The following is a 22,295-nucleotide window of genomic DNA, read 5'->3' on the forward strand; positions in this document are numbered from 1 at the left end:
TGTTCCACGTTTTCCCGAATCCCCCGACCGGAAGGAAGTGTGATGAGTCCGTTCATCGCCGTGCTCAACGGCCCCAATCTGAACCTGCTCGGCCAACGCCAGCCGGAGGTGTACGGCCACGACACCCTGGCCGACGTCGAGAAACTGTGCGCCGACACCGCCGAGCGGTTCGGGCTGGAGGTGCGTTGTCGGCAGAGCAATCACGAGGGCGAGTTGCTCGACGTGGTGCACCAGTGGCGCACCGAGGCGGCCGGGTTCGTGGTGAACGCCGGCGCGCTCACCCACACCTCCGTCGCGCTGCGCGACGCGCTGGTCACGATCACCAGCCCGCTGATGGAGGTGCACATCTCCAACGTGCACGCGCGGGAGTCGTTCCGGCACCACTCCTATCTCTCCGACATCGCCAGCGGGGTGATCGTCGGCTGCGGGATTCAGGGGTACGCCTTCGCCATCGAACGCCTCGCCGCACTCCGGGAACGCTGATGCGCAAGGGGATTGCGACGGTGTCGGTAGGCGGCACGCTGACCGAGAAGCTGGACGCCATCTCGGCGGCCCGGTTCGACGGGATCGAGCTGTTCGACGCGGACCTGATCTCCTCCCAGCTGTCGCCGCGAGAGCTCGCGGCGCGCTGCGCCGACCTGGGGCTGGGGATCGACCTGTTCCAGCCGGTGCGCGACGTCGAGGGTACGCCGCCGGCCCGCTTCGACGCCGTGCTGCACCGAGTGCGGGCGAAGTTCGACGTGATGGCGCAGCTGGGGGTGGACCGGGTGCTGATCTGCTCGTCGGTGGCGCCGGACGCGATCGTCGACGACCGCGACCTGATGGCCGAGCAGTTGTCGGCGGTGGGTGACCTGGCCGCGGAGGCGGGGATCCTGGTCGGCTACGAAGCGCTCGCCTGGGGGCGTACCACCAGCCGTTTCACCGAGTCGTGGGACGTGGTGCAGCGCTGCGGGCACGACCACGTCGGTGTGGTGGTGGACACCTTCCACATGCTCGGCCGCGGTGACGGGCCCGAGGCGCTGGCCGGCGTACCCGGGGAGAAGATCACCTTCCTGCAGGTGGCCGACGCCCCGCGGATGGGGATGGCGGTGCTCGACTGGTCTCGGCACTTCCGCTGTTTCCCCGGGCAGGGGAACCTCGACGTCGCCCCGCTGGTGGCCGAGGCGTACGCCCGCGGTTATCGCGGGCCGCTGTCGCTGGAGATCTTCTCCGACGTGGTCCGCGAGGCCGACCCGCGGGCGACCGCCCTGGACGCCATGCGCTCCCTGCTGCACCTGGAGGAGGAGCTCCGCGATCTCTGGGCCGACGACTCCGAGCAGGATCGCCCGCACGTCGCGCTGTTCGACCCCCCGCCGCCCCCGGCCCGGGTGGACCCGGCGTTCGTGGAGATCGCGGTGGGTGGCGAGTTCGGTTCGGCCGGGATCCAGCAAACCCTGTCCGGCTTGGGTTTCAGCCACGTCGGGACGCACCGCGGGCTGCCGGTGCACTGGTGGCGCAACGGCGACGCGCACGTGGTGCTGAACGCGCTGCCGACGGCGGCCCCGCTGTCGGTGACCGCCGTCGGGGTGGGGGTCGGCGACCCGCTGGACGTGGCCTCCCGCGCCGAGGCGCTGCTGTGGCCGCGCGCCCGATCGCGGCGCCGTCCCGGTGACGCGCCGCTGCCCGGCCTGGACACCCCCGGTGGCCTGGCCGTGTTCCTCACCGGCGGGGACCACGGCGACGGCTGGCAGGTCGACTTCCGCGCCCCGGAGCATCCGGCGGCTGCGCCCCTCAACGAAGACGGTGTCGGACTCGGCATCGACCACATCGGCGCCTCGATCGACCCGAACCTGCTGCCGGCCGAGCAGTCCTTCTTCCGCACCGTGCTGGGGATGCGGGCGGGCGCGCTGACCGAGTTCATGCAGCCGGGCGGGCGGATGCGCTCGCGTCCGCTCACCCCGTCCGTCGGTGAGCTGCGGATGATCGTGTCGGTGGACGACGGTACTCGCCCCGACGAGGCCCGGCGCGGACTGAACCAGGTGGCGATCGCGGTTTCCGACGTGTTCGCAGTGGTGGCCCAGGCCCGGCGGGCCGGGTTGCAGCTGATGCCGGTGCCGGACAACTACTACGTCGACCTGGCCGCCCGGTTCGCCGAGCTGTCGTCGGAGCAGGTCGAGCGGCTGCGGCAGCACGGCGTGCTCTATGACCGTGACGAGAACGGCGGGGAGCTGTTGCACCTCTACACCCCGATCCTGGGCAACGGGTTCTATTTCGAGGTGCTGGAGCGACGGAACGGGTACGCCGGCTTCGGCGCCGCGAACACGAGCATCCGGCTGGCCGCCCACGCCGAGCAGCGGGAGCGCGACCCGCTGGAGCGCTGAGGCGTACGCCCGCACGCCGGTAGTCCTGCCGTCGGGAGGCCGGACTAGTGCCCGTCAACCAGAACTTGACATCGTCAGTGTCCAGGAGGTCGGCCTCCGGCAGGCCGACGACCGCGAAGTGCTCGACCGGGCCGCCGGCGCAGGACGCATCTTGGTGACTCACGACGTCTCGACCATGCTGGGTTTCGCCTACGGACGCGTGGCGGCTGGGCTGTTCATGCCGGGCGTCCTCGAGATCCCCGACCAGACTCCGCGCTCGGTGATCATCGATGAACTCCTTCTGATCGCCGCGGCCAGCCAGCCGGAGGAGTGGCGCGACACGGTCCGCTACCTCCCGCTCCGCTGACCCGCTCACGCGGGGAGGACGCGGCCGCGGGGTTGACCCTCCATCACCTGCTGCAGCAACTCGACGGTCTCCTCGTCGAGGTCGACGTTGAGCCGGCGGGCGTGCCGGACCATCCGCAGCGCGAGCCGCTCCACCTCGGTGACGTTGTTGGCGCGGTGCTCGGTGCGGACCCGGGCACAGAGCAACCGTTCGTCCTCGGGGGCGGCAACCAGGGCACGGTTGGTCGCCCAGCGGGCCAGGTCGAGGTCGCCGCGCTCGAGCGCGCGCTGACTGAGCACCAGTCCGACGTCTCGCACCATGGACGAGATGTCGGAGCGCAGTTCCTCGGCCCAGTGCCACTGCCCGGGTGCGGCGTCGGCCAGCGGAGCCCCGCGTACCAGTTCCAGCGCCTGCACCAGATGACCGTCCGCGGCCCGGTCGACCCCCCCGATGGTGAGCAGTTGCAGCCGGTGCCAATCGGAAGAGACTCCGCCGTGCAGGGAGATCCGGCCGGAGTAGGCGTCCGGCAGGTAGGGCTCCCCGGTGGGGTCGAGCCCCAGCCAGCCCCTCAAACGGCTCATGTTGGAACGCCGCGTGGTCTCGGCGACGAACAGGGCGTTGGTCATCATCGCCGAGGTCGCGTTCGGGTTCTCCAGCAGCCAGGCACAGTATTCGATGCACTGCCGACGGGCCCGGTTGGGTGTCTCGCCGACCGCGCCGACCAGCTCGATCGGTCCGACCAGCAGCACCATTGGCGGTTGGGCCGCCCCCGCTGGGGTGGCTGCATGCAGGACCGGTTCGTGGGCGTCCATGGCAGCGGGCTCCTCGGTGCGTCGATCGGCCCGCCTCGGGCCCAGGGGTGTCACGTTCGCGAATCGGTCCGGCTCCTCGGCGTACGCCGCGGCCACCGGATCGCGGGGCTCGTCCACCGACCCCGGGGCGGACCACCAGGGTGCCGGCCTGGTCTCCGGAGACCGCGTACGCTCCAGCAGCCCGACCAGGCTGTCCCGGGTGCTGCCGAGCAGTCGTTGGGCGATGAAGTCGATCTGATTGGGCAGGGAGGACAGCTCGGGTGGGGCCACGAGTTCGGCACCGGGGATCTGGTCGTCGGCGACCACGGCCACCACCCGGCCGGAGTCGGTCAGATCCGCCAGCCGCCTGCGCTGCTGGGGCGTCAGCGTCTGCCCGATCAGCAGCACCCGGGGGCGCCAGGCCTCTGCCAGTTGGGGGCGGCAGCGCAGATCGCGCGGGTGGGCGTCCGGCGCGGGGTGTCGCGCTGCCGCGGACAGCACCGTGTCGAGATCGTCGGCGGTTCGCACCTCAGGCTGGTCGATCGCCAGCACCAGTTCCGCGTCACCGCCGATGACAGTGACGCTCTGTCCGCTGCCCCACCAGGAGGAGCTCAACTCCAGCAAAAGCGACCCGAACACCCCGGCGACCGTGTCCGCGTCCCCCGACAGCCCGAGCAACCCGATCGTCTCCAGGTCGTGCAGCAGCAGGGTCCCGTCGGCCAGTTCACCGAGGCAGACGACACTGGGGTAGGGGCAGGGTTCATCGGCCAGTGCGTCCGCGCCGACCAGCGCGGCTCCGCCGTCGCGGTCGAGCCAGAGGTGGGTGGCGTCGGCGTGGAATCCGGGCGGGAGCGTCGCCGGCACGCGATCCACCTTCACGCTGATCCGGTCGTCGTCGACCAGCACCGCACCCAACCCCGGAAGGGATTCCCCGGCCTCGCGATAGTGCCGGCCGAGAGCGCGCAGGGCCAGGTTGAGCACGGTCAGGCTGAGCGGATCCTGGGCCTGCCCCAACGCCGCTTCGAGGTGGCGCTGAGGCGGTGTCAGCGGCAGCAGTTGGCGCCCCAGCGGGCGCTGGGTCAGCTGGGTCCGCCGACGGGTCGCCACGACCCCGAGCAGGGCGGCGGCGGTGAGCGAGCTGATTCCTGCGACGCCGAGCGCGATCCGGGCGGCGGGTGCCAGAGCGGCCTGTTGCTCCTCCAGCGGGTCCGTTGCCGTTGCGGGCCCGCTCACGCCGACCGCGCAGAGCTGCTCGGCCGGGGCGTACGCCGCAGCGCTGGCGGACTCGTCGGAGGGGGCAGCGGGCGCGGGTTGGCCGGAGGGGACAGCTGCCGGCGGGTCGGAAGCCACGGCCCCCGGTGCCGGTGGAGGTTCGGCTGGAGCGGGTTTCGCAGGCGGCGCCTTCGGGATGCCCGGCAGGGCCAGCAGCCAGCCGATCTCGATCTCGTCGGGATCGTCGATGAGCGACTGGTTGGCGGCGGCGATCTTGGCCCACATCCGCCCGTCGCCGTAGTGCTGTTCGGCGATCGACCACAGGCTCTCGCCCCGTTGCACTCGGTGCCGCTGCCACTGATCGGATTGCGGGCTGGACCGTTCGGGCACGGCCGGCGTCGGCGCGGGCGTACGTTGCCCGACGTGGTCCGGGGCCGGGACCGACCGGGTGTGTGCGGGGGGTGGCTGCGCGTGCGAGACGGCCGGGGCCGCGATCATCGCCGCGACGCTGAGCACCAGCACCGACATGGCGGCCTGGGGTCGGCCGAGGCCGGGCAGGGTGATCCGGATCCGCTGCCGGCTGAGCACGCGGACGATCTCACTGAGGACCGAGAGGGTGAAGACGGCCCAGGCCGCCCAACCGAGGACGGTCAGCGCGCCCAGCAGGATCGCACCGTTGTCCGGGGTGAGCAGCACCTCGGGGAAGTCGCGCCACAGCCGGGCCAACTGAGAGAGCCGGCCGACGCGCAGCAGCACCCACGGCACCCCACCGACCAGACCGATCAGCAGCAGCAGCGCGGCCACACCGCGGACGAATCGCATCATCGTCTCCGATAGGTGTCCAGGGCCGAGACGGCCCGTCCGGACACCTCCACCGAACCGGGCAGCCCCCAGCCGATCAGGTCGGCCAGCCAGACCCGGCAGGAGACGTGTGCGGTGACGTTGGCCGGAGTTCCGGGCGGCGTACCGAAACCCGCCAGGTCCAGCTGCACGGACTGTTCGGAGCAGCGCAGACCCGCCGTCGACAACCCGCTTCGCGCACTGGTGTTCGCTTCCCGGCGAGCCGTGTCGACATCGCGGGCCAGCGTGGCCGCCCGGGCGGCGCTGTGCGCGACGTCGTTGACCGCGGCCCGGGCGAACCAGACGCGGGCACCGCCGACGAGGACGGCCACGACCAGCACGATGACCGGCGTCAGCACGGCCAGCTCCAGCGCGGCCGCCCCGCGCTCCTGACGGCGGTTCATCGGTGCTCCAGGGGTGCGCTGGCCCGCTCGGTGACCGCGGACATGCCCAGGTCGACCAGCAGCGGGACTCGTCCGCTGACGTCCACGTCGACCCGCCCCGCCCCGCGGCGTACGGTCACGCTGACCTCGCTGAGCCCTCCGGCGTTGGCGACCGCGGTGGCGGCGCTGTGCCCCGCGCCGTGCCCGGCCCCCAAGGCCGACTCCGCCTCGGCAGCGGCGGCCGCGGCCTGCAGGACGGTGTTTCGACCATGCCACCAGAGACCCGCCTGCAGCCCACCGAGCAGGGTCAGCAGCAGCACCGGTGTGATTACCGCCCACTGCACCGACTCGCTGAGCCCACGCTCATCCCTGGCCGCATGTGTCGCAGAGACCCGCATGATTCACCGCGGCATTTTTCCCTGTACGTACACGGTTACCGCAGCGATCACCAAGCCGGCAATGGTCACCGCACCGGCCATAGCCCTATACTCGCGTTCCATGACCGAGGCCGTGATCTACTGCCGCATCTCCCGGGACGCCGCCGGCCAAGGCCTCGGCGTGACCCGCCAGCGCGATGACGCCACCAGCCTCGCACACGCCCGCGGGTGGACCATCACAGAAACCTTGGTGGACAACGATATCTCCGCATCCGGCCGCCGCCACCGCCCCGGCTTCGAACGCCTCATCACCCTCCTCACCGAAGGCCGCACCACCGTCGTCGTGGCCTGGACCCTCGACCGCCTCACCCGCAACCGCGCCGACACCGTCCGCCTCATCGAGGCCGCCCAAGATGCCCGCGCCACCATCGCCCTCGTCCGCGGCTCCGACCTCGACATGTCCTCACCCGCCGGCCGCCTCACCGCCGACCTGCTGGCCGCCGTGGCCCGCTCCGAGATCGAGACCAAGGCCGACCGCCATCAACGCGCCGCCCAGCAGGCAGCCGAGGCCGGCCGCTGGCACGGAGGTGTACGCCCCTTCGGCTACGAGTCCGACGGCGTCAGCATCCGCGCCGGCGAGGCCGGTGCAATCGCAGCCGGCGCCCAATGGATCCTCGACGGCGTGCCCCTCGCCGACATAGCTCGGCGCTGGAACGACAACGGCACCCCCACCACCAGCGGTCACGACTGGGACGGCAAGTCAGTCGCGCAGGTGATGCGCCGAGCCCGCAACGCCGGCCTGCGCCGCCACCAGGGCAACCCGATCGGCCCAGCCGAGTGGCCAGAGATCATCGACCCCGACACCTGGCACGCCGTCCTCGCCGTCCTCAACGACCCCGGACGCCGCCATCGCCGCCACGACGCCTGGCTCCTCACCGGCGGCATCGCACTGTGTGGCCGGTGCGGGGCTCCCATGCAGGCCGGCACCTCGAGCGGTACCCGGATCGGCGGGAAGAAGGAGGTGTACCCCACCTACCGCTGCTCCGCGGCCGCCCATCTCAACCGGCACCGCGGCCGCGTCGACGCAGTCGTCGAGGAAGCCGTGATCACCTACCTGTCCCGCCCCGACATCGGCACCCTACTCCCCGCCGACAGCCCCGACCTGTCCGGCATTACCGACGAAATCGACACCCTGCGACAGCGATCGGATCGACTCGCCGATGCCTACGCCGACGGGACCGTGGACCTGCAGCAACTCACCCGCGCCAACACCCGCATCGCCGCCCGTCTGACCGACCTCGAGCAGCAGCTGGCCGCCGCTGCCCCCACCCTGCAGCGCGGCCTGTCCATCGTCCACGCCCCCGACCCGCGCGAGGCCTGGCAGGAGTTGACCCTGCAGGCACGCAAGGACGTCATCCGCGCACTCGCCACCGTGTGGGTCGACCCGATCGGCAAGGGGAAGCGCCGCGAGGTCGGCGTCCGCGTCGAGTGGCTCACCTGAGTCGTCGGCCGGCTGCCTTCTTGGCACGCAGCTGCCGGAGCATCCGCACGAGGGTGGGCAGCTCGCGCTGGGCGCGTGGGTCGTCCAGCAGCTGCAGTGTGCGCTGGGCCATCCGGGTCGGACTCATGCCCAGCTCGACGGCCGCCGCACGGCGGTGCCGCCAGGGCAGAAACGCGGCGTGGATCATCGCCTTCTCCTCGGCGGTGAGGGTGGCCACGGGGGCGATTGTTGCTGACTCCATACCGGCACGGTAAGGGTCGGGTCTGACAGTTTCCTCCGGCCCGCCTTTACCGCTTCTTGGGAACGCAGGGCACCGACTCGAACCCGCTCGGAAGGACCGTGGGGGCAACCATCGAATCGATCGGCCCCTGCTGTCCATCGACGACGTGGAGCTCGTAACCCTTCGCACCCCGGTTCGGGGTGGTCTTCATCAGCTCGTTGCCCAGCTGGATGAACTTGTTGTACAGGGTGGTCACGCCCGGCTTGTTGATGTCCGGCACCGCCTCGCTGCGCCACTTCCCCAACATGTCGCTGACGTCATCGGTCTCTCGGGACTCCTGGTTCGCAGTGGCCCATTCGACCTTGTACAGAGCGCCGCTGTTGCTGCTCACGCCATGGGTGGCATCGATCTTGACCATGACGTATGACGGCTTGCCGGTGAGCTTGGCCTCCTTGCGCAGGGCCTCGACCTTCTTGATGGCCTCGTGATTCTCGTCCGTGGGAAGACTGAACTCGTAGGTCACCCCCTGGGGGCCGTTGTCGCAGACGAAGGTGACCGGGCCGTCAGAGGCCTTCCAGCTCGGCATCTCCTCGGGGGGCCCCTCTCCAGCGTTCGGGTCGTAGGACCCTGACGGTTCCGACCGCGGGGCCGTGGAGGCCGGGCCGGGCTGGGTGGCCCCGCTGGTTGGCCCCGGGGCGGGCTGCGCACCCTGATTGCCGCCACTGCAGGCCGACATGGCGAGAACGCAGACGCTGGTGATGATCAGGGTCTTGTACATGAGTCCTGGACCTCCTGGGGGGTGAGTGGGCATCAATCATCACCCGCGAGCCGCCGCATGCACCGCCCAGTGACCGAACCGTGACGGAATCACAACTCGTGAGACGGGTCCTCCTCGAGGCGTCGTCGGATGGTGGCCTTCTCGGCCGGATGGGTGTGCAGCGGATCGAGCCGGGCCTGCACGGTGAGTCGATCCACCCACAGCGCCTCGGCCACGTGCTCCAGATCGCCGCGATGGAAGACCACCTCGTCGAGCACCTGGTCGAGGTCGGGCAGTAACCAGCGCGCCGCGTGGTGCCGCACGCGCCGCTCCACGGTGGGTGGCTGGCAGCTGGTGTGACCGCGGCGGATGTGCTCGAGCTCGTGGGCGAGGGTGGCTCGCCGTTCGCGCTGCAGTAGCCGGCGGTGCATCCAGATCCGGGAGACGCCGTCGGTGAGGCCCCAGACGCCGCGGGGCAACTCGGCCCAGTGGAGGGTGATGTGGGGGCGCTGGCGGAGTTCGTTCCAGGGGTGCGGGGTGGTAGTGAGCTCCATGCTCCGGAAGAGTAAGCGTGCCGACTGACGGTCAGGGCTTCAGAACGTGGAAGACCCTCTGGAAGTACCCGAGAGCCTGTAGGACCAAGGCGAGCAGGTAGATAGACCCCCCCACGATCACGGCTGAGGCGACCTTGCCCCAAAATACCGAGAGGACGCCAGCGAAGATCTGGTAGAGCACCGTCACTGCAGCCAGAGTGACGCCGTACATCACCGTGAAGACAAGGTGGGTTCTGGTGTTGTCAAGAACTGTGAGTGCGTAACCATCTGTGGCCAGCCCGGCAGTGCTTCGAGCGTCGATGCTCTTGTTCCAGATTGTCACGGCCATGCTGAAGCAAAGCCCGATCACAATTGCCAGAATGGTGAGTATGCCCGTCACGTTGTCAAGCTTCATGCCCCAACGGAAGGCGGCCATCCCTATGCCGGCTCCGAACAGAGGCATGAGTACCTGCGACGCACGAAGATGTCGTCGTCGATCAGCCCCCAACTGGAGGAATTGATCCCTAGGGGTCAGTAGAAGGCTTGGAATCTGTTGGTCTGACACCCCAGTCCCCTCCAAATCCGTTCTCAACATCCACTGGCTCGCTCGACCAATCGCAGTCGTTTGGCTCGAGTAGATCTGCGATCCCGGCTGCCTTCATTTCGGTGACCGCCTCCTGGCATGCGGCCTTGAACCCATCTTCCTCCGCTCGCCCAACCACGCCTTCGGGACCTGCCGGAAACGACAGTGTGATTCCGGCCTGGGTGTCGACATGGAACTGACGGGTTTTCTGATCCTTGCGCAACTCGAGTGCGACGCGCCAGCCCTCGTCCAAGAGTTGCTGCGCCGCGCGATCGGCATCTTGATAGTCCGCGTGCAGGGGGATTTCGGGCATCAGTGCCGCGATCAGCTTCTTGGCGTCAACCTTCCCCTCAGGGTCCCGGAATCGGTCCCAGGGCCACCACTTGCGCCGCGGCATCGCCACTCTGAACTCAGGCAGCATGGTGATCGGTGACGATGCGCCCTCACGAACCGATGTGCGTTGTAGAACGATCGCCTTGATCTTCGACTGGCTCGCCCAGCGCTGCATAGCATGCTCAGACATCGCTGGTCTGATATCGACACGAAGCCCTAGGCGTGTGAGGAGTATCTCCTTCACCATGCGGGTCACGAGCGTCGTTAGTCCTCGATTGCCGAATCTCTCCACCAAGAGGAGTCCGATCTTGCCGGTTCGAGAAAACAGGAAGACATGACGGAGTGGCAGGTCTGTCACGTCGTCAGGGCCGATAGGAACCCTGCCACCAGAGGAGAGGCGGAGGGCGCCAGACATTCCCCTGGTCCCTGACGTGGCTTCGACCAGCAGGCACAGCTCTCCCTGCCTGACGGCCTTGATTGTGATGGTCTGGTCGGAACCCTTCTCATCATGCGCACGCTCACGGTCCAGCATGAGTGCATACGCCTTTGTCACTGCATCGAGGGCAGACGTTTGTCCGCCGTCGACGTCGCTGAGAGGTCGGAACTCGTCAGAACGATTTGGGACACCGAATGTCACGATGTAGGGCACGAGCTGATAGCTGCTCGCCATCACTCCTCCTCGTCCTGGTTCTCCTCGCCGGTCTTCTCCTGTCCCCGCAACTGCTCCTCACGCCCCGACGCGAGCCCTGTCTGGTACGCCGCCAACTGCTGCAGCAGATCCGCCGGCACCTGATCACCGCGGCGGATCTGCACGATCACGTCCTTGTCGACGTGGATGATGTCGAAGCGGGCCCGACGGAACTGGTCGATCAGCTCGCCGTGGTCCTCGGCCAGCATCAGCGCATCCAGTCGATCGAGGATGCGCTCCAGCTCGGCAGCGTCGCCGGTTGACTCAGCGTCCGCCAGGTCACTCTCGATGGTCCGGATCAGCGGATTGTCGCCGTTGTGGCGCAGGAAGCGCTCGCGGCGGCTCCGGATCGCCGCCGTGGTCTTCTCAGCCTCAGCTGTGCCTGCATCCTTCTGCCCTCCTCGCTCCAGGCGGTTCCGAAGAATGCCCAACAGTGCCTCGTTCGACAGCTGCGCATAGTCCGGTTCCACGACAGTCAACCTGTCCACCGGGACTCCGATCGAGATCGCGGCTTTGGTCAGGAACGGCCCCTCGCCTATGTGAGGGAACGCCTTGGCCAGGCCGGCGATCGTTCGCTCCTCCGGCATCCGACCCAGCGTTTCGTTCTTGAGCAGGCTGTGGACGTGCTGCCGTTGGAGTCCCGACTTGCGCACCAGCTCGGGCTGGGTCATGTGGGAGGCGTCCATCAGCTCCTGGATGAACTTCCCTAGCTCGTGCACAACTCAACCTTCCGACTTGACCAGGTCGACCGCCAGCGAGGATCGGCGGCCGTGTCAACCGGGACATGACCGCTTGACGTGTCGATTGTGTCAAGCAGCCTCGGTCACCCACAACGGCGCGCCGTGGGGCGACTACGGGAACGACAAGAGTGTGATTACTTGACATTCCGTCAATCGTGGCACGACACTTAGTCGTGTGATACTTGACAAGCAGTCAACCGAGAGGGGACAGTGGTGGAACACCGAAAGCGACGACGCCGAGCGAAGGGGCGCTGGATGCGACTCAATGACCCGAACCTGCTCCGCAGGTACATGGACGATCGGGACTTCAGTCAAGCCCGCCTGGCTCGCTACGCCGGCTGCTCGCGCCAGTTCATCTGGCAACTGCTGAACGATCCCACCCGGCGCACCTGCACCCAGGAGGTCGGCCGTCGCATCGAGGAGGCGTTGAACGTGCTCGAGGGCACCCTATTCACGCCCAACAAGTCGCCTGATACGCGACCTTCCGTCACTCAGAAGACGACGGCCGCCTGACCCCAGTCAAGAAGAAGGCCCCCGCTGGTGGAAGCAGCGAGGGCCAGACAGATCGAAAGGACCGATCCGTGAGTACCAACCCTACCGGCAACGATCGTCGGGCCGATCTCACCGACGAGCAGCGCGCCAAGATTCGCGAGCAGGTCCTGCAGACGGCACCCCTACCGAACGAGCAGCAGCTCCGCGTCATCCGTGCGGCCTTCCGCTCCGGCCGCCGCAGTACCGACAAAGGGGCTGCAGCGTGACCACCTTCGAGCTCGGCTACGCCATCACTGCCGGACTGCTCCTGCTCGTGGTGCTCATCGCTCTCACTGGCAACGGGGACGACACCGGCTGGAGAGCACGTTGAGCGCCACAGTGATCGGGATCGATCCCAGCCTCACCGCCACCGGTATCTGCACCACTGCCGGTGATCTCATCACCCTCCGCTCAACCCCGACCGCCGGCGGTCTCCCCGAGGAGCTCGCCCGCATCGAGGCACTCACCGGCCGCATCCTCGCCCACGCCGACGGTGCCGATGTCGCGGTGATCGAGGCGCCCTCGTTCGGCCAGTCACGCCAGGGCGGCGAGCACATCCGCGCCGGGCTGTGGTGGATGATCGTCGCCGCCCTCACCCACGCTGACATCAGCACGGTCCGCGTTCCGCCCGCCGCGCTCAAGAAGTTCGCCACGGGCCGCGGGAACGCGACGAAGCCGGACATGCGGATGGCGCTCTATCAGCGCGCCAGCATCGACTGCCGCGACGACAACCAGGTGGACGCCTTCTGGCTCCGCCAGATCGGTCTCCACCACCTCGACCACCCCGACGCCATCCGCCTCCCGGCCACCCATCTCGTGGGGCTGGCGAAGGTCGACTGGCCGATTCCGGACGCCTGTCCGTTCTGAGCCGGCGGTCCCGGAGCGCGCAGGGGAAGGCCGCTCCGGGACCGCCCACCACCCACCGAAAACCCAATCCCGCAAAGGACTCCTCGATGACCACCACGCACGAGACCCGAGTCGACGAACCGCCGTTCGACCCCGACTACGACACCAGCACCCCGCCCGACCCTCAGGACCCCAAGCCGCCGTTCGACCTGGCGCCCCCGGGGCTCGACGAACCGCGCGACCCCGACGACCGGGTGGCCTGTTGCGGAGACCTGACTGTCCGTCACCTCGGCACCAACATCCTCGTCCGGCCGAAGAGTCGGGAGCCGTTCGCCGGCATGCTGCGCTCGGTTCGCCTCGACGGCGGCCACCTCGTTCTCAACACGGGCAGGTTGCACGCAGTCTCCCTCGACACCCCCTGCGAGGTCATCGATGCCTGACCTGTCCTGGCTCAACGGGGCCGTCCTCACCATCGTCGTGCTCCCGGTCGTCGCGTACGCCGCGGGTCTACTCATCACCGATTGGAGGCGATCGCGGTGACCGTCGAGGAAATCCAGCGACTACGGCAACGCGCCATGTTCAACGGCCCGGTCGGCCGCAAGGAGGTCGCCGAGCTGTGCGACTTCACCCTCGGGTTGATCGCCCGCCGCAACCAGTTCGCCAACCCCAGAAGGGAATCCCGTCATGGCTGAGCGCCGCTACATCAACCCTCGCACCGGCGAGGTCAACGATGATCCCGCCATTCGCCCGTTCGATCAGGTGCTCCGCGACCTGTCCGAGGGTGCCACCAATCGCGAGCTGTCCGATCGTTTCTGGGACCTGCTGCAGGCGGTGCAGGAGACCGCGAAGGCCGGGTCGCTGACCTTCACCCTGTCCATCGGTTTCGACGGCGTGGGCCGCATCGAGATCAAGGACGAAATCAAGACCAAGATCCCCGAGCACAACCGCCAGACCACCGCGTTCTTCATCGACCAGTCCGGCAACGCGACTCGCCGCGATCCCAACCAGCCAGAGATTCCCGGCGTACGCCATCTCCCCACCCAGGAAGCGAACTGACTCATGTCCAACAACACCGACACCATCTACACCCAGACCCCCGTTGACGCCGAACCGCAGACGGCCATGGTCCTCACGCAGACCGCCCAGCAGGCCGTCCTCCCGCGCCGTCTCGAAGACGGCGGCCTGTACGCCGTGCTCCGCGGCGACCGGATCGAGCTGATCGAGACTCCCGGCTACGCCGACCGGCACGCCGACGAGCGAGCCGATGCCCCGCGCATGGTGCACCGCCAGGTCACCGTGACGACCGCTCAGTCCCTGCTCGACCACCTCGCGCGCAATACTGACGACAACCCCGAGAAGGTCGGCGAGGAGTACCTCTTCAACGATGGATCCCTGGAGGTGTGGGCGAACCTCGATCGCCGCACCATCACTGCCCATCTCGACGGCGTCAGCGGGTGGCGCAAGCACAGCGCGACGCTGACGCTGAAGCACTCCCGTGAGTGGTCCGAGTGGAGCGAGGTCGACGGTCAACTGTTGCCGCAGGTGCGGTTCGCGCAGTTCATCGAGGATCACCTGTCCACCATCGGGCAGCCGGACGGCGCCGAGCTGCTGGACGTCTGCCAGACACTGCAGGCCAACACCAAGGTCGCGTTCAAGAGTCAGCAGATCCTCGCGAACGGCCAGCGCCAGTTCCAGTACGAGGAGACGGTGGAGGCGAAGGCTGGGCAGAAGGGGGCGCTGAAGATCCCGGGTGAGCTCACCCTCGTGCTGCGGCCGTTCCAGGGCTCCGAGCCGGTCGCCGTGACGGCCCGGTTCCGGTACCACCTCGAGGAGGGGTTGCTGCGTCTCGGTGTTCGCCTGACTGAGCCGGAGAAGGCGGTCGAGGATGCGTTCGACGGGATCGTCGAGACGGTCGCGGCCGGGGTACCCGTGCCGGTGCTGTACGGGGAGGGCTGATCTCCGTGACCGCCACAGACCCTGTCGAGCAGGTATGGGTGCCCCCGGTGTCGGAGGTGCCCCGCGATCGCTGGTCGAGGCCGTACATCACCCCGCCCGACGGCGGGAAGCGGACCGCATACCAGCGCATGACCACCTTCATCAAGGTGCTCGAGGATCGGGCGCAGCTGGAGAAGTGGGGCAAGCGGATGGTGGGAGTCGGCCTCGCCGCACGCCAGCAGGACCTCCTGTTCGGCCTCACCCCCCACATCCCGGTCCTGACCACCATTCACGGCCCCGGCCAGCCCTCGGCAAGTGGGACCTCACAGTGCGTGTGCGGGTCGCCGTTGAACCGGTACGGGGATTGTGAGGAGGAGAAGCGTTCCAAGGGCGCGGTCGATGAGTTGGTGCAGGCGGCGATGGATGCCGCGTCGTCATCGGCGAAGGCCACCATCGGCACCACCTGGCATTCCCTGACCCAGCGGTGCGACGAGGGGAAGGACCTCGGCCCCATGCCCGCCGACCTCGACCAGGCGATGCAGCGCTACATCGCGGCCACCAAGGGTTGGGAGTGGGTGCACATCGAGCAGCTGATGGTGCTCGACGAGTACCGCGTCGCTGGCACGCCGGACCGGATCGCGCGCATTCCCGGCGTGGACGGGTTGGTGATCGTGGACCTCAAGACCGGTGCCTCCACGCTCCGATTCGGGATGCGTGAGGTTGCCATGCAACTGGCCGGCTACTCGCGGTCGGTCCTCTACAACCACGAGACCGGTGTCCGCGCCGCGGTGCCGGATCTGCGGACCGACATCGGTGTGGTCATCGCGCTCAACCCTGTCAGCTTCGAGGTCACGTTGCGGCAGGTGAACCTCGACGCCGGCTGGAAGGCGTGCCAGGTCGCGGCGTGGGTGAAGGACTGGCGACAGCAGAAGAACATCGACACCTCGTTCGAAGTGGCGATCGCCGGCCAGGCCACCCTCGCCGCTGAGGCCGAGGCGTACAACCAGACCCTCAGTCAGGGTGACGTGCTCGACGGCATGGTCGTCGACTACCCCGCCCCCACGCCCGAGGCGATCTCACAGGGAATCCGCCATTGCCGCACCCGCGAAGCCCTGATCGGTCTGTGGGAGACCGCCGCGAAGGCGGGCAGCTGGACCGAACGGCACACGGCCGAGGCCAAGGTCCGCCTCGAGGACATCGCCGGAGACCAGGCGCAACTGGCGCACATCAGAGCTTCCTGAAACCCAACCCAGAAAGAAGGAACAGAGAATGTCAGAACCGACTTGGGAAACCATCGAGGTCCCCCGCGGCAGCTTTGTCGGCTGGGGCGACCAGCAGGGACAGCACGTCACCGGTACGGTCATCGAGTACAGCCCCGCCGGAGGAACCGACTTCAACAACGAGGTCTGCCCCCGACTCACCGTCGAACTCACCGCCCCCGCGGCCTCGTTCGACAAGGCGGGCAACCGCAGCGACTACCAGGCCGGCGATCTCGTCGTCCTGAACTGCGGCCTCGCGAACCTGAAGCGGGCGGTGAAGTTCGCCAACGTCGAGGCCGGTGACATGGTGAAGATCACCCTGGCCGGGTTCGAGAAGGTCGACAAGGGCACGGTGAAGCTGTTCGACATGAAGGTGGCCCGCGGGGCCGGTCGCAGCGCCCAGCAGGCTCCCGCCCAGGCTCCGCAGCAGCAGTTCCAACAGGCGCCGCCTCAGCAGACGTTCCAGCAGCAGACCCCTGCCCCGCAGCAGCAGTTCCAGCAGGCGCCGGCCCAGTCCAACCCGTGGGGCGGCAACCAGACCGCCGAACCCCCCTTCTGAGCCGGACCTGAGCCATGACCGCCACGATCGCCAACACCGAGACCCGGATCGTCGATGCCATGCGCGCCGACGACTGGGGCACGGTTGATGCGCTCACCGCCGAGCTGGACCGACTGCAACACCTGCAGCCGGTCCAGCCGGTCACCCCCCTCGGCGCCTCAGCCCTCTGGTATGCCCAGCAAGGCATTCCCGTCTTCCCCTGCTGGCCACCCGGAACCCGCGACCACGCGGGAAATCCCCGCGACAAGCAGCCCATGACTCGCAGCGGTTTCAAGCAGGCCACCCTCGACCCCGCCCAGATCACTGACTGGTGGACCCGATGCCCTGACGCCAACGTGGCGCTGGCCACCGGCCATCGCATGGATGTGGTCGACCTCGACGGCCCCGAGGCGATCCATGCATGGGGGGAGCTCGCCGACCGGCCCGAGGTGGTGGCGGTGGTGAAGACCCCGCGGCCGGGTGGCTGGCACCTGTGGGTGCCGGTATCGGGCCGTGGGAATCGGGCGAACATGCTGCCCCACGTCGACTACCGCGGTATCGGCGGTTATGTCCTCGCTCCGCCCTCGCGCGTCGTCGAGACCGGCTACCAGGGCCGATATCGGTTCACGCGCCCGCCGCTGGGTGGCGCGAGATGACCACCGTGAGGCGCCCGGCGGGCGCGGCTGCAGCGACGTGTCGAACTTCCTGACCGGCCGACTCAATCATGCCGAGCTCGCCGCCCCCCCTCAAGTGGGCGCTCGGCGTGATGACGAGCACCCCGACACTGCCCGCGCTCCTCTCTACGACAACAGGAGAAATCAATGACCCATCGCATCATCACCGCCGGCGACATCGGCGAGGACCAGCGCGAGATCGAGTACGAGCCGTTCCCGATCGAAGCGCCCGTCGAGCCCGCACCCGGTCCCCTGCCCGAGGAGGTGCCGGCATGAGTGACCGCCGCTTCTCGGAACGACCGTTCGCCGCCGGCTCCCTGGTCGGCCTTCGCGCCTTCCGGGTGGACGGGCTCGGCCGTCTGACGGGGGTGCGGTATCAGCGGGTGTGGCACCCGGGTGTCAACGAGGCCGAGTGCGTCCCGCGTGACGACAGCCTGGCCATGTTCAACTTAACCACCATCTTTAACCCCCTCGCCTCGATCCGACTGAGCGGAATCACAGGTTCACCCGCCGAAGAGAAGACCCGCACCGACGACGAAAAGGTGTTGTGGGAGCGACCCGAGCCGGAACTCGACCTGCCAGAGCCCCCGCATCAGCTGGCTGGCATGGATTGCACGTGCGGCTTCTATGCCTACTTCGACGGGCGCAACGACTACTACAGCGAGGGAATCACCCACGACCTCATGGTGTCGGGAATTATCGAGGGCTACGGGGTCTGCACTGTCGGCTCCCGGGGATTCCGCGCCTCCAAGGCACGACTCCTCGCCCTCATTGCCGACAATCCCGATGATCTGGCCCGTCACGCCGTCGCCTATGCCCGGCTGAGGAAGCTCTACCCCGACGTGCCTTGGTACGACACCGAGGTCGACGCCATCACCGCCCATCCCCTCAGCGACATGCTGCCCGCCCCGGACAGCCCCGACTTCTGGACGCGCTCATGACCACCCTGCATCCGGTTGAACAGGTACGGGGCGGTGCCGTCAGATTTCGCCACATCGTCCTGGGTGCCGCGGTGGTTGCTGCGGCCTGGAGCACGCCGCTGGCGTGGCTCGCAATCGTCGGAAGTGCTGTCGAGGAAGGAGACCGATGATGCCTGACCGATTCCCGCAGCGGCCGGACCGCGCTATCCGGGACTGGGTCGCCTATCTCGCGTTCGCGTTCCTGGCCGGCGTGGTGGTGTACGCGGTGCTCGCAGCGTTGGGACTGGTGCCGGCATGAGGAGGTCTCGATGATCCCGTACATCTGCTCCGGTTGCGGAGACCGCTGGTGGAGCGAATCGGAATTCGCGACCCACCTGTGCCTGTGCGCCTGCCAGCACCTGCCCGAGGAGCACGAGGACCGCCCCGGCCATTACCCCGGCGCCTGCCGTGCCTGCACCTGCTCCGCCTACATCGAGGAGGACCGATGAGCAACAACGTGGACCACCCGCCGCACTACACCGCGCACCCATCCGGGGTCGAGTGCATCCAGATCACCGAACACATGGGCTTCAGCCTGGGTAACGCCGTCAAGTACATCTGGCGCGCTGACCTCAAGGGCGACGCCGTCGAGGATCTCCGCAAGGCGCGCTGGTACATCGATCGCGAGCTGCAACGCATCGCTCCGGGGGAACCGTGGCGTGTGCCGCTCAGTGACGACGAGGAGCGGAAGGTGTCGGCAGTCCGCCGCGACTGCCCCGAGGGATACGTGGTGGTGAAACTGCCGAGCTGGGCTCCTGCTGAAGCGCGGTGGTGGCGAGAGTGTGGGGCCGTCGCCGAGGAGGAGTTAATCGAGGCCACTGCAAGGGCCCTCGAAGCGCGAGGGGTAAAGTGATGCTGAGGTACACCGTACGCCCCATCACCGGATGGGACGGCCCCCGCACCGACCACTTCAGCCGACGTTCCCGGCACACCTTCAAGGCGACATGGTCGTCCACGCTCGACCTTCTCGAGCGGGAGCTCGGTCAGCTCGACGCGACCGAGGTGGTGCTGCAGGTCGATGTCCGCGATCGCGACATTCGCAACGACGGCCAGCTCCGCGCCAACGCCGCCCCCACCGATCCTGGCGTGCGCATGCTGTTCGACTCCAGGCACGGGCCGCTGACCTACCAGTGCGACAGCTGCTCCTACTGGCAGCACAACGTCCGCTCGATCGCGCTCGGCCTCGAAGCGCTCCGCGCTGTCGACCGGTACGCCATCAACGCCGTGGCCGGCCAGCAGTACAAGGGCTACCGCGAGATCACCGCGGGCGCGGTTGATGCACCACTTGATCGCCTCGACGCGTACAGCGTCCTGAGCTACTGGTCCGGTGTCGAGGTCACACCGGGCGAGTCTGCTCAATCACTGATGGCGCGCTGGAAAGAGGCTCGCCGACGATCGCACCCTGACCTGCACAACGGCGACCGGACCGCCTGGGATGCCGTCGAGCGTGCCGCTCGGGTGCTCGGCCTAGGGGGTGCGCGATGAGTAACCACGACCCCGTGACTGACCATGCCCGCCACGCGCTGCAGATGCACACCAGCGAGGACACCGCAGCGCTCATCTACACCGGACTCGCCATCGCCGACGCCATCAACCGCCTCGCCGACGTGCTCACCCAACCCGACGCCGACCCCGAGTCCACACCCATCACCTGCTCCGGCGTGCTCGACCTGGACCACAAACTCCGCTGCCCCATGCCCCACCCACTCACCGAAGCCGAACTCAACCAGTGGACCCGGGCCATGCCCGACCTCGCCGACCAGAACGGGCACACCTGGCACTACATGGACACCCGGGGCGGCGTCACCGACTGGACCAACGCCCAGGGTGATCGCCTTGACTCCGACCAGCTCGTCGACCGCCACAGCCCACTCCACGCCCAGCGGGGTGACCGATGAGCCTCACCCTGACAGACATCTTCGCTGGCGCGGGTGGGTCGAGCACCGGGGCGATCGCCGTGCCCGGCGTCGAAGTCGCGCTCGCCGCCAACCACTGGCAACTTGCCGTCGATGTGCACAACTCCAACCACCCGACCACCGACCACGCCTGCGTCGACCTGCACATGGAGGATCCGCGCAACTTCCCCCGCACCGACATCCTCTGGGCCAGCCCGGAATGCACCAAGTGGAGCCTGGCCAACAGCAAAGCCAAGGCCCTGTCACGGGAGATGGGTGGCGACCCGACTCTGTTCGACGACATCCCCACCGACCTCGAAACCGCTGAACAGGAAGAGATCAACCGCTCCCGCCTGCTCATGTTCGACGTGCTCCGCTTCGTCGAGCACCACCGCTACCGGATGGTCATGGTCGAGAACGTCGTCGACATCGCCACCCAACCGAAGTACGCGGCCGCCTGGTCCGCGTGGCGCCGCGGGCTCGACAAGCTCGGGTACGCCTTCCGGGTCGTGTCACTCAACTCGATGCACGCCCAGCTCGGCGGCCTGCCCGCACCCCAGTCACGCGACCGCCTCTACATCGTCGCGTGGCCCAAGGGGGAGAAGGCGCCCGACATCGACCGGGCACTCCGCCCGCCGGCCTGGTGTAGCCGCTGTGAGGCTGTGGTGGAATCCCAGCAGGCATGGAAGCCCGGCCGCATTGTCGGCCGCTACCGAGCCCAGTACGTCTACGCCTGCGGCCGATGCGGCAATGTCGTCGAGCCTGGCTGGCTGCCCGCCTCCCATGCCATCGACTGGAGCCTTCCCGCCGAACGGATCGCGGACCGTGCCAGACCCCTGTCGCCGAAGACGATGGCGCGCATCCGCGAAGGGCTCCGTCGCTACGGCGGGCCGGTCCACCTCGAGGCCGGCGGCAATCAGTACGACTCGATGGACCCGAAGCACCGCCAGCACGGCAGCCCGACCGGCTACCTGCGAGCATGGCCCGTCGGCGAACCGCTACGGACGCTGCACACTGCGCCGACCAAGGGGCTGGCCATTCCCTTCATCCTGGATCGGCGCGGTGAGTACCGAGTCCGGGATCTCGAATCGCCATTGAGCACGATCACCGCGAACGAGACCACGAAGGCGCTCCTGATTCCGGTCGAAGGCCGGGACGGCAAGCGCGCCAGCTCATCCCACGAGCCGATGAGGACGCAGACGACCCGCAGCGAGACCGGCCTGCTCGTGCCGTACTACTCCGCGAGCGAGACCGCGAAGCCGACCGAGTATCCGATCGGCACCCTGACCACCGTCGACCGGTACGCCCTGGTCATGGACAACAACCACGCCAATCGAGCGCGGCCCGCGTCCGAGCCGATGCCGACACTGACCACAGCGACGACGAAGGCGGTCATGGACGGTGAGCGCCGCGACGTCCAGGTGGTCACCGACGACGACGTGATGGCGTGCCGGTTCCGGATGCTGGAGCCGTCCGAGATCGCTGCCGGTATGGCATTCCCCGGCGACTACCAGTGGGCTGGCACCAAGCGGGAGCGTGTGAAGCTCGCCGGGAACGCGGTCACCCCACCCGCTGCCCGCGACCTGGTGTCTGTGGTCGCTGACGCACTGGGGGCGGCATGAGCGAACCGCTACCCGAGTACGTACACCAGACACTCCCCATCGCTCGCCTCAAGAAGGCAATCGAGCAGATCGAGATGGCCGAGCGGCAGGACGACCCACAGGTGAAGCTCGAGCTCCTGCGGGCCGCGGATGACTCGTGCATGTACGCCCGCAGGTCGGCCGAGTCTCTCATGGCGATGTGGCGAGGGCTGAACGAGCGCGCCGAGGAGTTGCGACGACGGCTCGACGATGAAGCACGCGCCGGCCGGCCGGGACAGGACTCGCTGTTTGAGGAGGCATCGTGAGCGATCTTTTCGACGGGGCCTACCAGCCGCAATCGCCACCACCAGATCCGTACGCCGGACTATCAGCGAGCGCCCGGCAGAACCTCAAGCGCCGCGAGAAGGCCACGCA

Annotated in this window: 32 protein-coding genes and 1 pseudogene; 24 read left to right on the forward strand and 9 right to left on the reverse strand. The window is 68.2% G+C overall.

What is annotated here, in order from left to right:
• The first annotated feature begins 42 nt into the window (after nt 1–42).
• The 4 genes and pseudogenes from aroQ (at nt 43) to CGZ93_RS19930 (ending at nt 2,706) form a co-directional block, all read left to right on the forward strand.
• Complete coding sequence (gene aroQ, locus CGZ93_RS17710) at nt 43–483, forward strand: type II 3-dehydroquinate dehydratase (protein ID WP_094365481.1); 441 nt, start codon at nt 43–45, stop codon at nt 481–483.
• Nucleotides 483–2,360, forward strand: a complete 1,878-nt coding sequence (locus CGZ93_RS17715; RefSeq protein ID WP_094365482.1) for a sugar phosphate isomerase/epimerase and 4-hydroxyphenylpyruvate domain-containing protein — start codon at nt 483–485, stop codon at nt 2,358–2,360. Before aroQ ends, CGZ93_RS17715 begins: the two co-directional genes overlap by 1 nt.
• A 25-nt stretch (nt 2,361–2,385) precedes the next feature.
• Nucleotides 2,386–2,514: pseudogene (locus CGZ93_RS20190) on the forward strand (hypothetical protein); the annotation flags it as partial.
• Complete coding sequence (locus tag CGZ93_RS19930; RefSeq protein ID WP_229117565.1) at nt 2,515–2,706, forward strand: hypothetical protein; 192 nt, start codon at nt 2,515–2,517, stop codon at nt 2,704–2,706.
• Between the two features lie 5 nt (nt 2,707–2,711).
• On the opposite strand, the gene CGZ93_RS17725 is transcribed toward CGZ93_RS19930, so the two are convergent.
• From CGZ93_RS17725 to CGZ93_RS17735, 3 genes are read right to left on the reverse strand one after another with little or no spacing between them, the layout of a single operon-like run.
• On the reverse strand, nt 2,712–5,510 hold the full coding sequence (locus CGZ93_RS17725) for a LysM peptidoglycan-binding domain-containing protein (RefSeq protein ID WP_094365483.1): 2,799 nt from the start codon (nt 5,508–5,510) through the stop codon (nt 2,712–2,714).
• Complete coding sequence (locus CGZ93_RS17730; RefSeq protein ID WP_094365484.1) at nt 5,510–5,932, reverse strand: TadE/TadG family type IV pilus assembly protein; 423 nt, start codon at nt 5,930–5,932, stop codon at nt 5,510–5,512. The genes CGZ93_RS17725 and CGZ93_RS17730 overlap by 1 nt, the downstream gene beginning before the upstream one ends.
• Entirely contained in the window at nt 5,929–6,309 is a 381-nt protein-coding gene (locus CGZ93_RS17735; RefSeq protein ID WP_094365485.1) for a TadE/TadG family type IV pilus assembly protein, read from the reverse strand. The genes CGZ93_RS17730 and CGZ93_RS17735 overlap by 4 nt, the downstream gene beginning before the upstream one ends.
• Nucleotides 6,310–6,409: 100 nt before the next feature.
• Here CGZ93_RS17735 and CGZ93_RS17740 point away from each other — a divergent pair, with 100 nt between their 5' ends.
• Complete coding sequence (locus tag CGZ93_RS17740) at nt 6,410–7,789, forward strand: recombinase family protein (RefSeq protein ID WP_176451831.1); 1,380 nt, start codon at nt 6,410–6,412, stop codon at nt 7,787–7,789.
• On the opposite strand, the gene CGZ93_RS19120 is transcribed toward CGZ93_RS17740, so the two are convergent.
• The 6 genes from CGZ93_RS19120 to CGZ93_RS17770 form a co-directional block, all read right to left on the reverse strand.
• Nucleotides 7,782–8,030, reverse strand: a complete 249-nt coding sequence (locus CGZ93_RS19120) for a DUF3263 domain-containing protein (RefSeq protein WP_176451832.1) — start codon at nt 8,028–8,030, stop codon at nt 7,782–7,784. The genes CGZ93_RS17740 and CGZ93_RS19120 overlap by 8 nt on opposite strands.
• A 46-nt stretch (nt 8,031–8,076) precedes the next feature.
• Complete coding sequence (locus CGZ93_RS17750; RefSeq protein WP_094365488.1) at nt 8,077–8,787, reverse strand: hypothetical protein; 711 nt, start codon at nt 8,785–8,787, stop codon at nt 8,077–8,079.
• A gap of 89 nt (nt 8,788–8,876) precedes the next feature.
• A complete protein-coding gene (locus CGZ93_RS17755; protein WP_094365489.1) occupies nt 8,877–9,320 on the reverse strand; it encodes a hypothetical protein in 444 nt (147 codons plus the stop codon).
• Nucleotides 9,321–9,351: 31 nt separating this feature from the next.
• Nucleotides 9,352–9,714 (reverse strand): hypothetical protein, encoded by a 363-nt coding sequence (locus CGZ93_RS17760; RefSeq protein WP_141211271.1) that lies wholly within the window; start codon nt 9,712–9,714, stop codon nt 9,352–9,354.
• A gap of 109 nt (nt 9,715–9,823) precedes the next feature.
• Nucleotides 9,824–10,885, reverse strand: coding sequence for a hypothetical protein (locus tag CGZ93_RS17765; RefSeq protein ID WP_094365491.1), 1,062 nt, complete (start codon nt 10,883–10,885; stop codon nt 9,824–9,826).
• Entirely contained in the window at nt 10,885–11,574 is a 690-nt protein-coding gene (locus CGZ93_RS17770; protein WP_141211272.1) for a hypothetical protein, read from the reverse strand. The genes CGZ93_RS17765 and CGZ93_RS17770 overlap by 1 nt, the downstream gene beginning before the upstream one ends.
• Before the next feature lie 324 nt (nt 11,575–11,898).
• Here CGZ93_RS17770 and CGZ93_RS17775 point away from each other — a divergent pair, with 324 nt between their 5' ends.
• From CGZ93_RS17775 to CGZ93_RS17845, 19 genes are all read left to right on the forward strand, one after another.
• Nucleotides 11,899–12,156, forward strand: coding sequence for a helix-turn-helix transcriptional regulator (locus CGZ93_RS17775; protein WP_094365493.1), 258 nt, complete (start codon nt 11,899–11,901; stop codon nt 12,154–12,156).
• 68 nt (nt 12,157–12,224) lie between these two features.
• Nucleotides 12,225–12,401, forward strand: a complete 177-nt coding sequence (locus tag CGZ93_RS19125) for a hypothetical protein (protein WP_176451833.1) — start codon at nt 12,225–12,227, stop codon at nt 12,399–12,401.
• A 100-nt stretch (nt 12,402–12,501) separates the two neighbouring features.
• On the forward strand, nt 12,502–13,041 hold the full coding sequence (locus tag CGZ93_RS17780) for a RuvC family protein (protein ID WP_141211273.1): 540 nt from the start codon (nt 12,502–12,504) through the stop codon (nt 13,039–13,041).
• An 86-nt stretch (nt 13,042–13,127) separates the two neighbouring features.
• A complete protein-coding gene (locus CGZ93_RS17785) occupies nt 13,128–13,460 on the forward strand; it encodes a hypothetical protein (RefSeq protein ID WP_094365495.1) in 333 nt (110 codons plus the stop codon).
• A gap of 96 nt (nt 13,461–13,556) precedes the next feature.
• Entirely contained in the window at nt 13,557–13,712 is a 156-nt protein-coding gene (locus CGZ93_RS19130) for a hypothetical protein (RefSeq protein ID WP_176451834.1), read from the forward strand.
• A complete protein-coding gene (locus tag CGZ93_RS17790) occupies nt 13,705–14,076 on the forward strand; it encodes a hypothetical protein (RefSeq protein WP_094365496.1) in 372 nt (123 codons plus the stop codon). Before CGZ93_RS19130 ends, CGZ93_RS17790 begins: the two co-directional genes overlap by 8 nt.
• A 3-nt stretch (nt 14,077–14,079) precedes the next feature.
• Nucleotides 14,080–14,976: a DUF2303 family protein gene (locus CGZ93_RS17795; RefSeq protein ID WP_094365497.1), complete on the forward strand. Its 897-nt coding sequence runs from the start codon at nt 14,080–14,082 to the stop codon at nt 14,974–14,976.
• Between the two features lie 128 nt (nt 14,977–15,104).
• The gene (locus tag CGZ93_RS17800) at nt 15,105–16,196 is read left to right on the forward strand and encodes a PD-(D/E)XK nuclease family protein (protein WP_141211274.1); all 1,092 of its coding nucleotides are present in this window, start codon (nt 15,105–15,107) and stop codon (nt 16,194–16,196) included.
• A 28-nt stretch (nt 16,197–16,224) separates the two neighbouring features.
• On the forward strand, nt 16,225–16,773 hold the full coding sequence (locus tag CGZ93_RS17805) for a hypothetical protein (protein ID WP_229117566.1): 549 nt from the start codon (nt 16,225–16,227) through the stop codon (nt 16,771–16,773).
• A 14-nt stretch (nt 16,774–16,787) separates the two neighbouring features.
• Nucleotides 16,788–17,408 (forward strand): bifunctional DNA primase/polymerase, encoded by a 621-nt coding sequence (locus CGZ93_RS17810; protein WP_094365499.1) that lies wholly within the window; start codon nt 16,788–16,790, stop codon nt 17,406–17,408.
• 165 nt (nt 17,409–17,573) lie between these two features.
• Nucleotides 17,574–17,702, forward strand: a complete 129-nt coding sequence (locus tag CGZ93_RS19805) for a hypothetical protein (RefSeq protein WP_267489755.1) — start codon at nt 17,574–17,576, stop codon at nt 17,700–17,702.
• Entirely contained in the window at nt 17,699–18,367 is a 669-nt protein-coding gene (locus tag CGZ93_RS17815; RefSeq protein ID WP_094365500.1) for a hypothetical protein, read from the forward strand. The genes CGZ93_RS19805 and CGZ93_RS17815 overlap by 4 nt, the downstream gene beginning before the upstream one ends.
• A gap of 148 nt (nt 18,368–18,515) precedes the next feature.
• The gene (locus tag CGZ93_RS19810) at nt 18,516–18,644 is read left to right on the forward strand and encodes a hypothetical protein (protein WP_267489756.1); all 129 of its coding nucleotides are present in this window, start codon (nt 18,516–18,518) and stop codon (nt 18,642–18,644) included.
• A 10-nt stretch (nt 18,645–18,654) separates the two neighbouring features.
• A complete protein-coding gene (locus CGZ93_RS17820; RefSeq protein ID WP_094365501.1) occupies nt 18,655–18,834 on the forward strand; it encodes a hypothetical protein in 180 nt (59 codons plus the stop codon).
• Entirely contained in the window at nt 18,831–19,238 is a 408-nt protein-coding gene (locus tag CGZ93_RS17825) for a DUF3310 domain-containing protein (RefSeq protein WP_094365502.1), read from the forward strand. Before CGZ93_RS17820 ends, CGZ93_RS17825 begins: the two co-directional genes overlap by 4 nt.
• On the forward strand, nt 19,238–19,870 hold the full coding sequence (locus CGZ93_RS17830) for a hypothetical protein (RefSeq protein WP_094365503.1): 633 nt from the start codon (nt 19,238–19,240) through the stop codon (nt 19,868–19,870). Before CGZ93_RS17825 ends, CGZ93_RS17830 begins: the two co-directional genes overlap by 1 nt.
• A gap of 14 nt (nt 19,871–19,884) precedes the next feature.
• Nucleotides 19,885–20,283: a hypothetical protein gene (locus CGZ93_RS17835; RefSeq protein WP_141211275.1), complete on the forward strand. Its 399-nt coding sequence runs from the start codon at nt 19,885–19,887 to the stop codon at nt 20,281–20,283.
• Complete coding sequence (locus CGZ93_RS17840; RefSeq protein ID WP_094365505.1) at nt 20,280–21,902, forward strand: DNA cytosine methyltransferase; 1,623 nt, start codon at nt 20,280–20,282, stop codon at nt 21,900–21,902. The genes CGZ93_RS17835 and CGZ93_RS17840 overlap by 4 nt, the downstream gene beginning before the upstream one ends.
• Nucleotides 21,899–22,186, forward strand: coding sequence for a hypothetical protein (locus CGZ93_RS17845; RefSeq protein WP_094365506.1), 288 nt, complete (start codon nt 21,899–21,901; stop codon nt 22,184–22,186). The genes CGZ93_RS17840 and CGZ93_RS17845 overlap by 4 nt, the downstream gene beginning before the upstream one ends.
• Nucleotides 22,187–22,295 lie beyond the last annotated feature (109 nt).

The sequence above is a fragment of the Enemella dayhoffiae genome (assembly GCF_002250625.1).
Taxonomy (GTDB): domain Bacteria; phylum Actinomycetota; class Actinomycetes; order Propionibacteriales; family Propionibacteriaceae; genus Enemella; species Enemella dayhoffiae.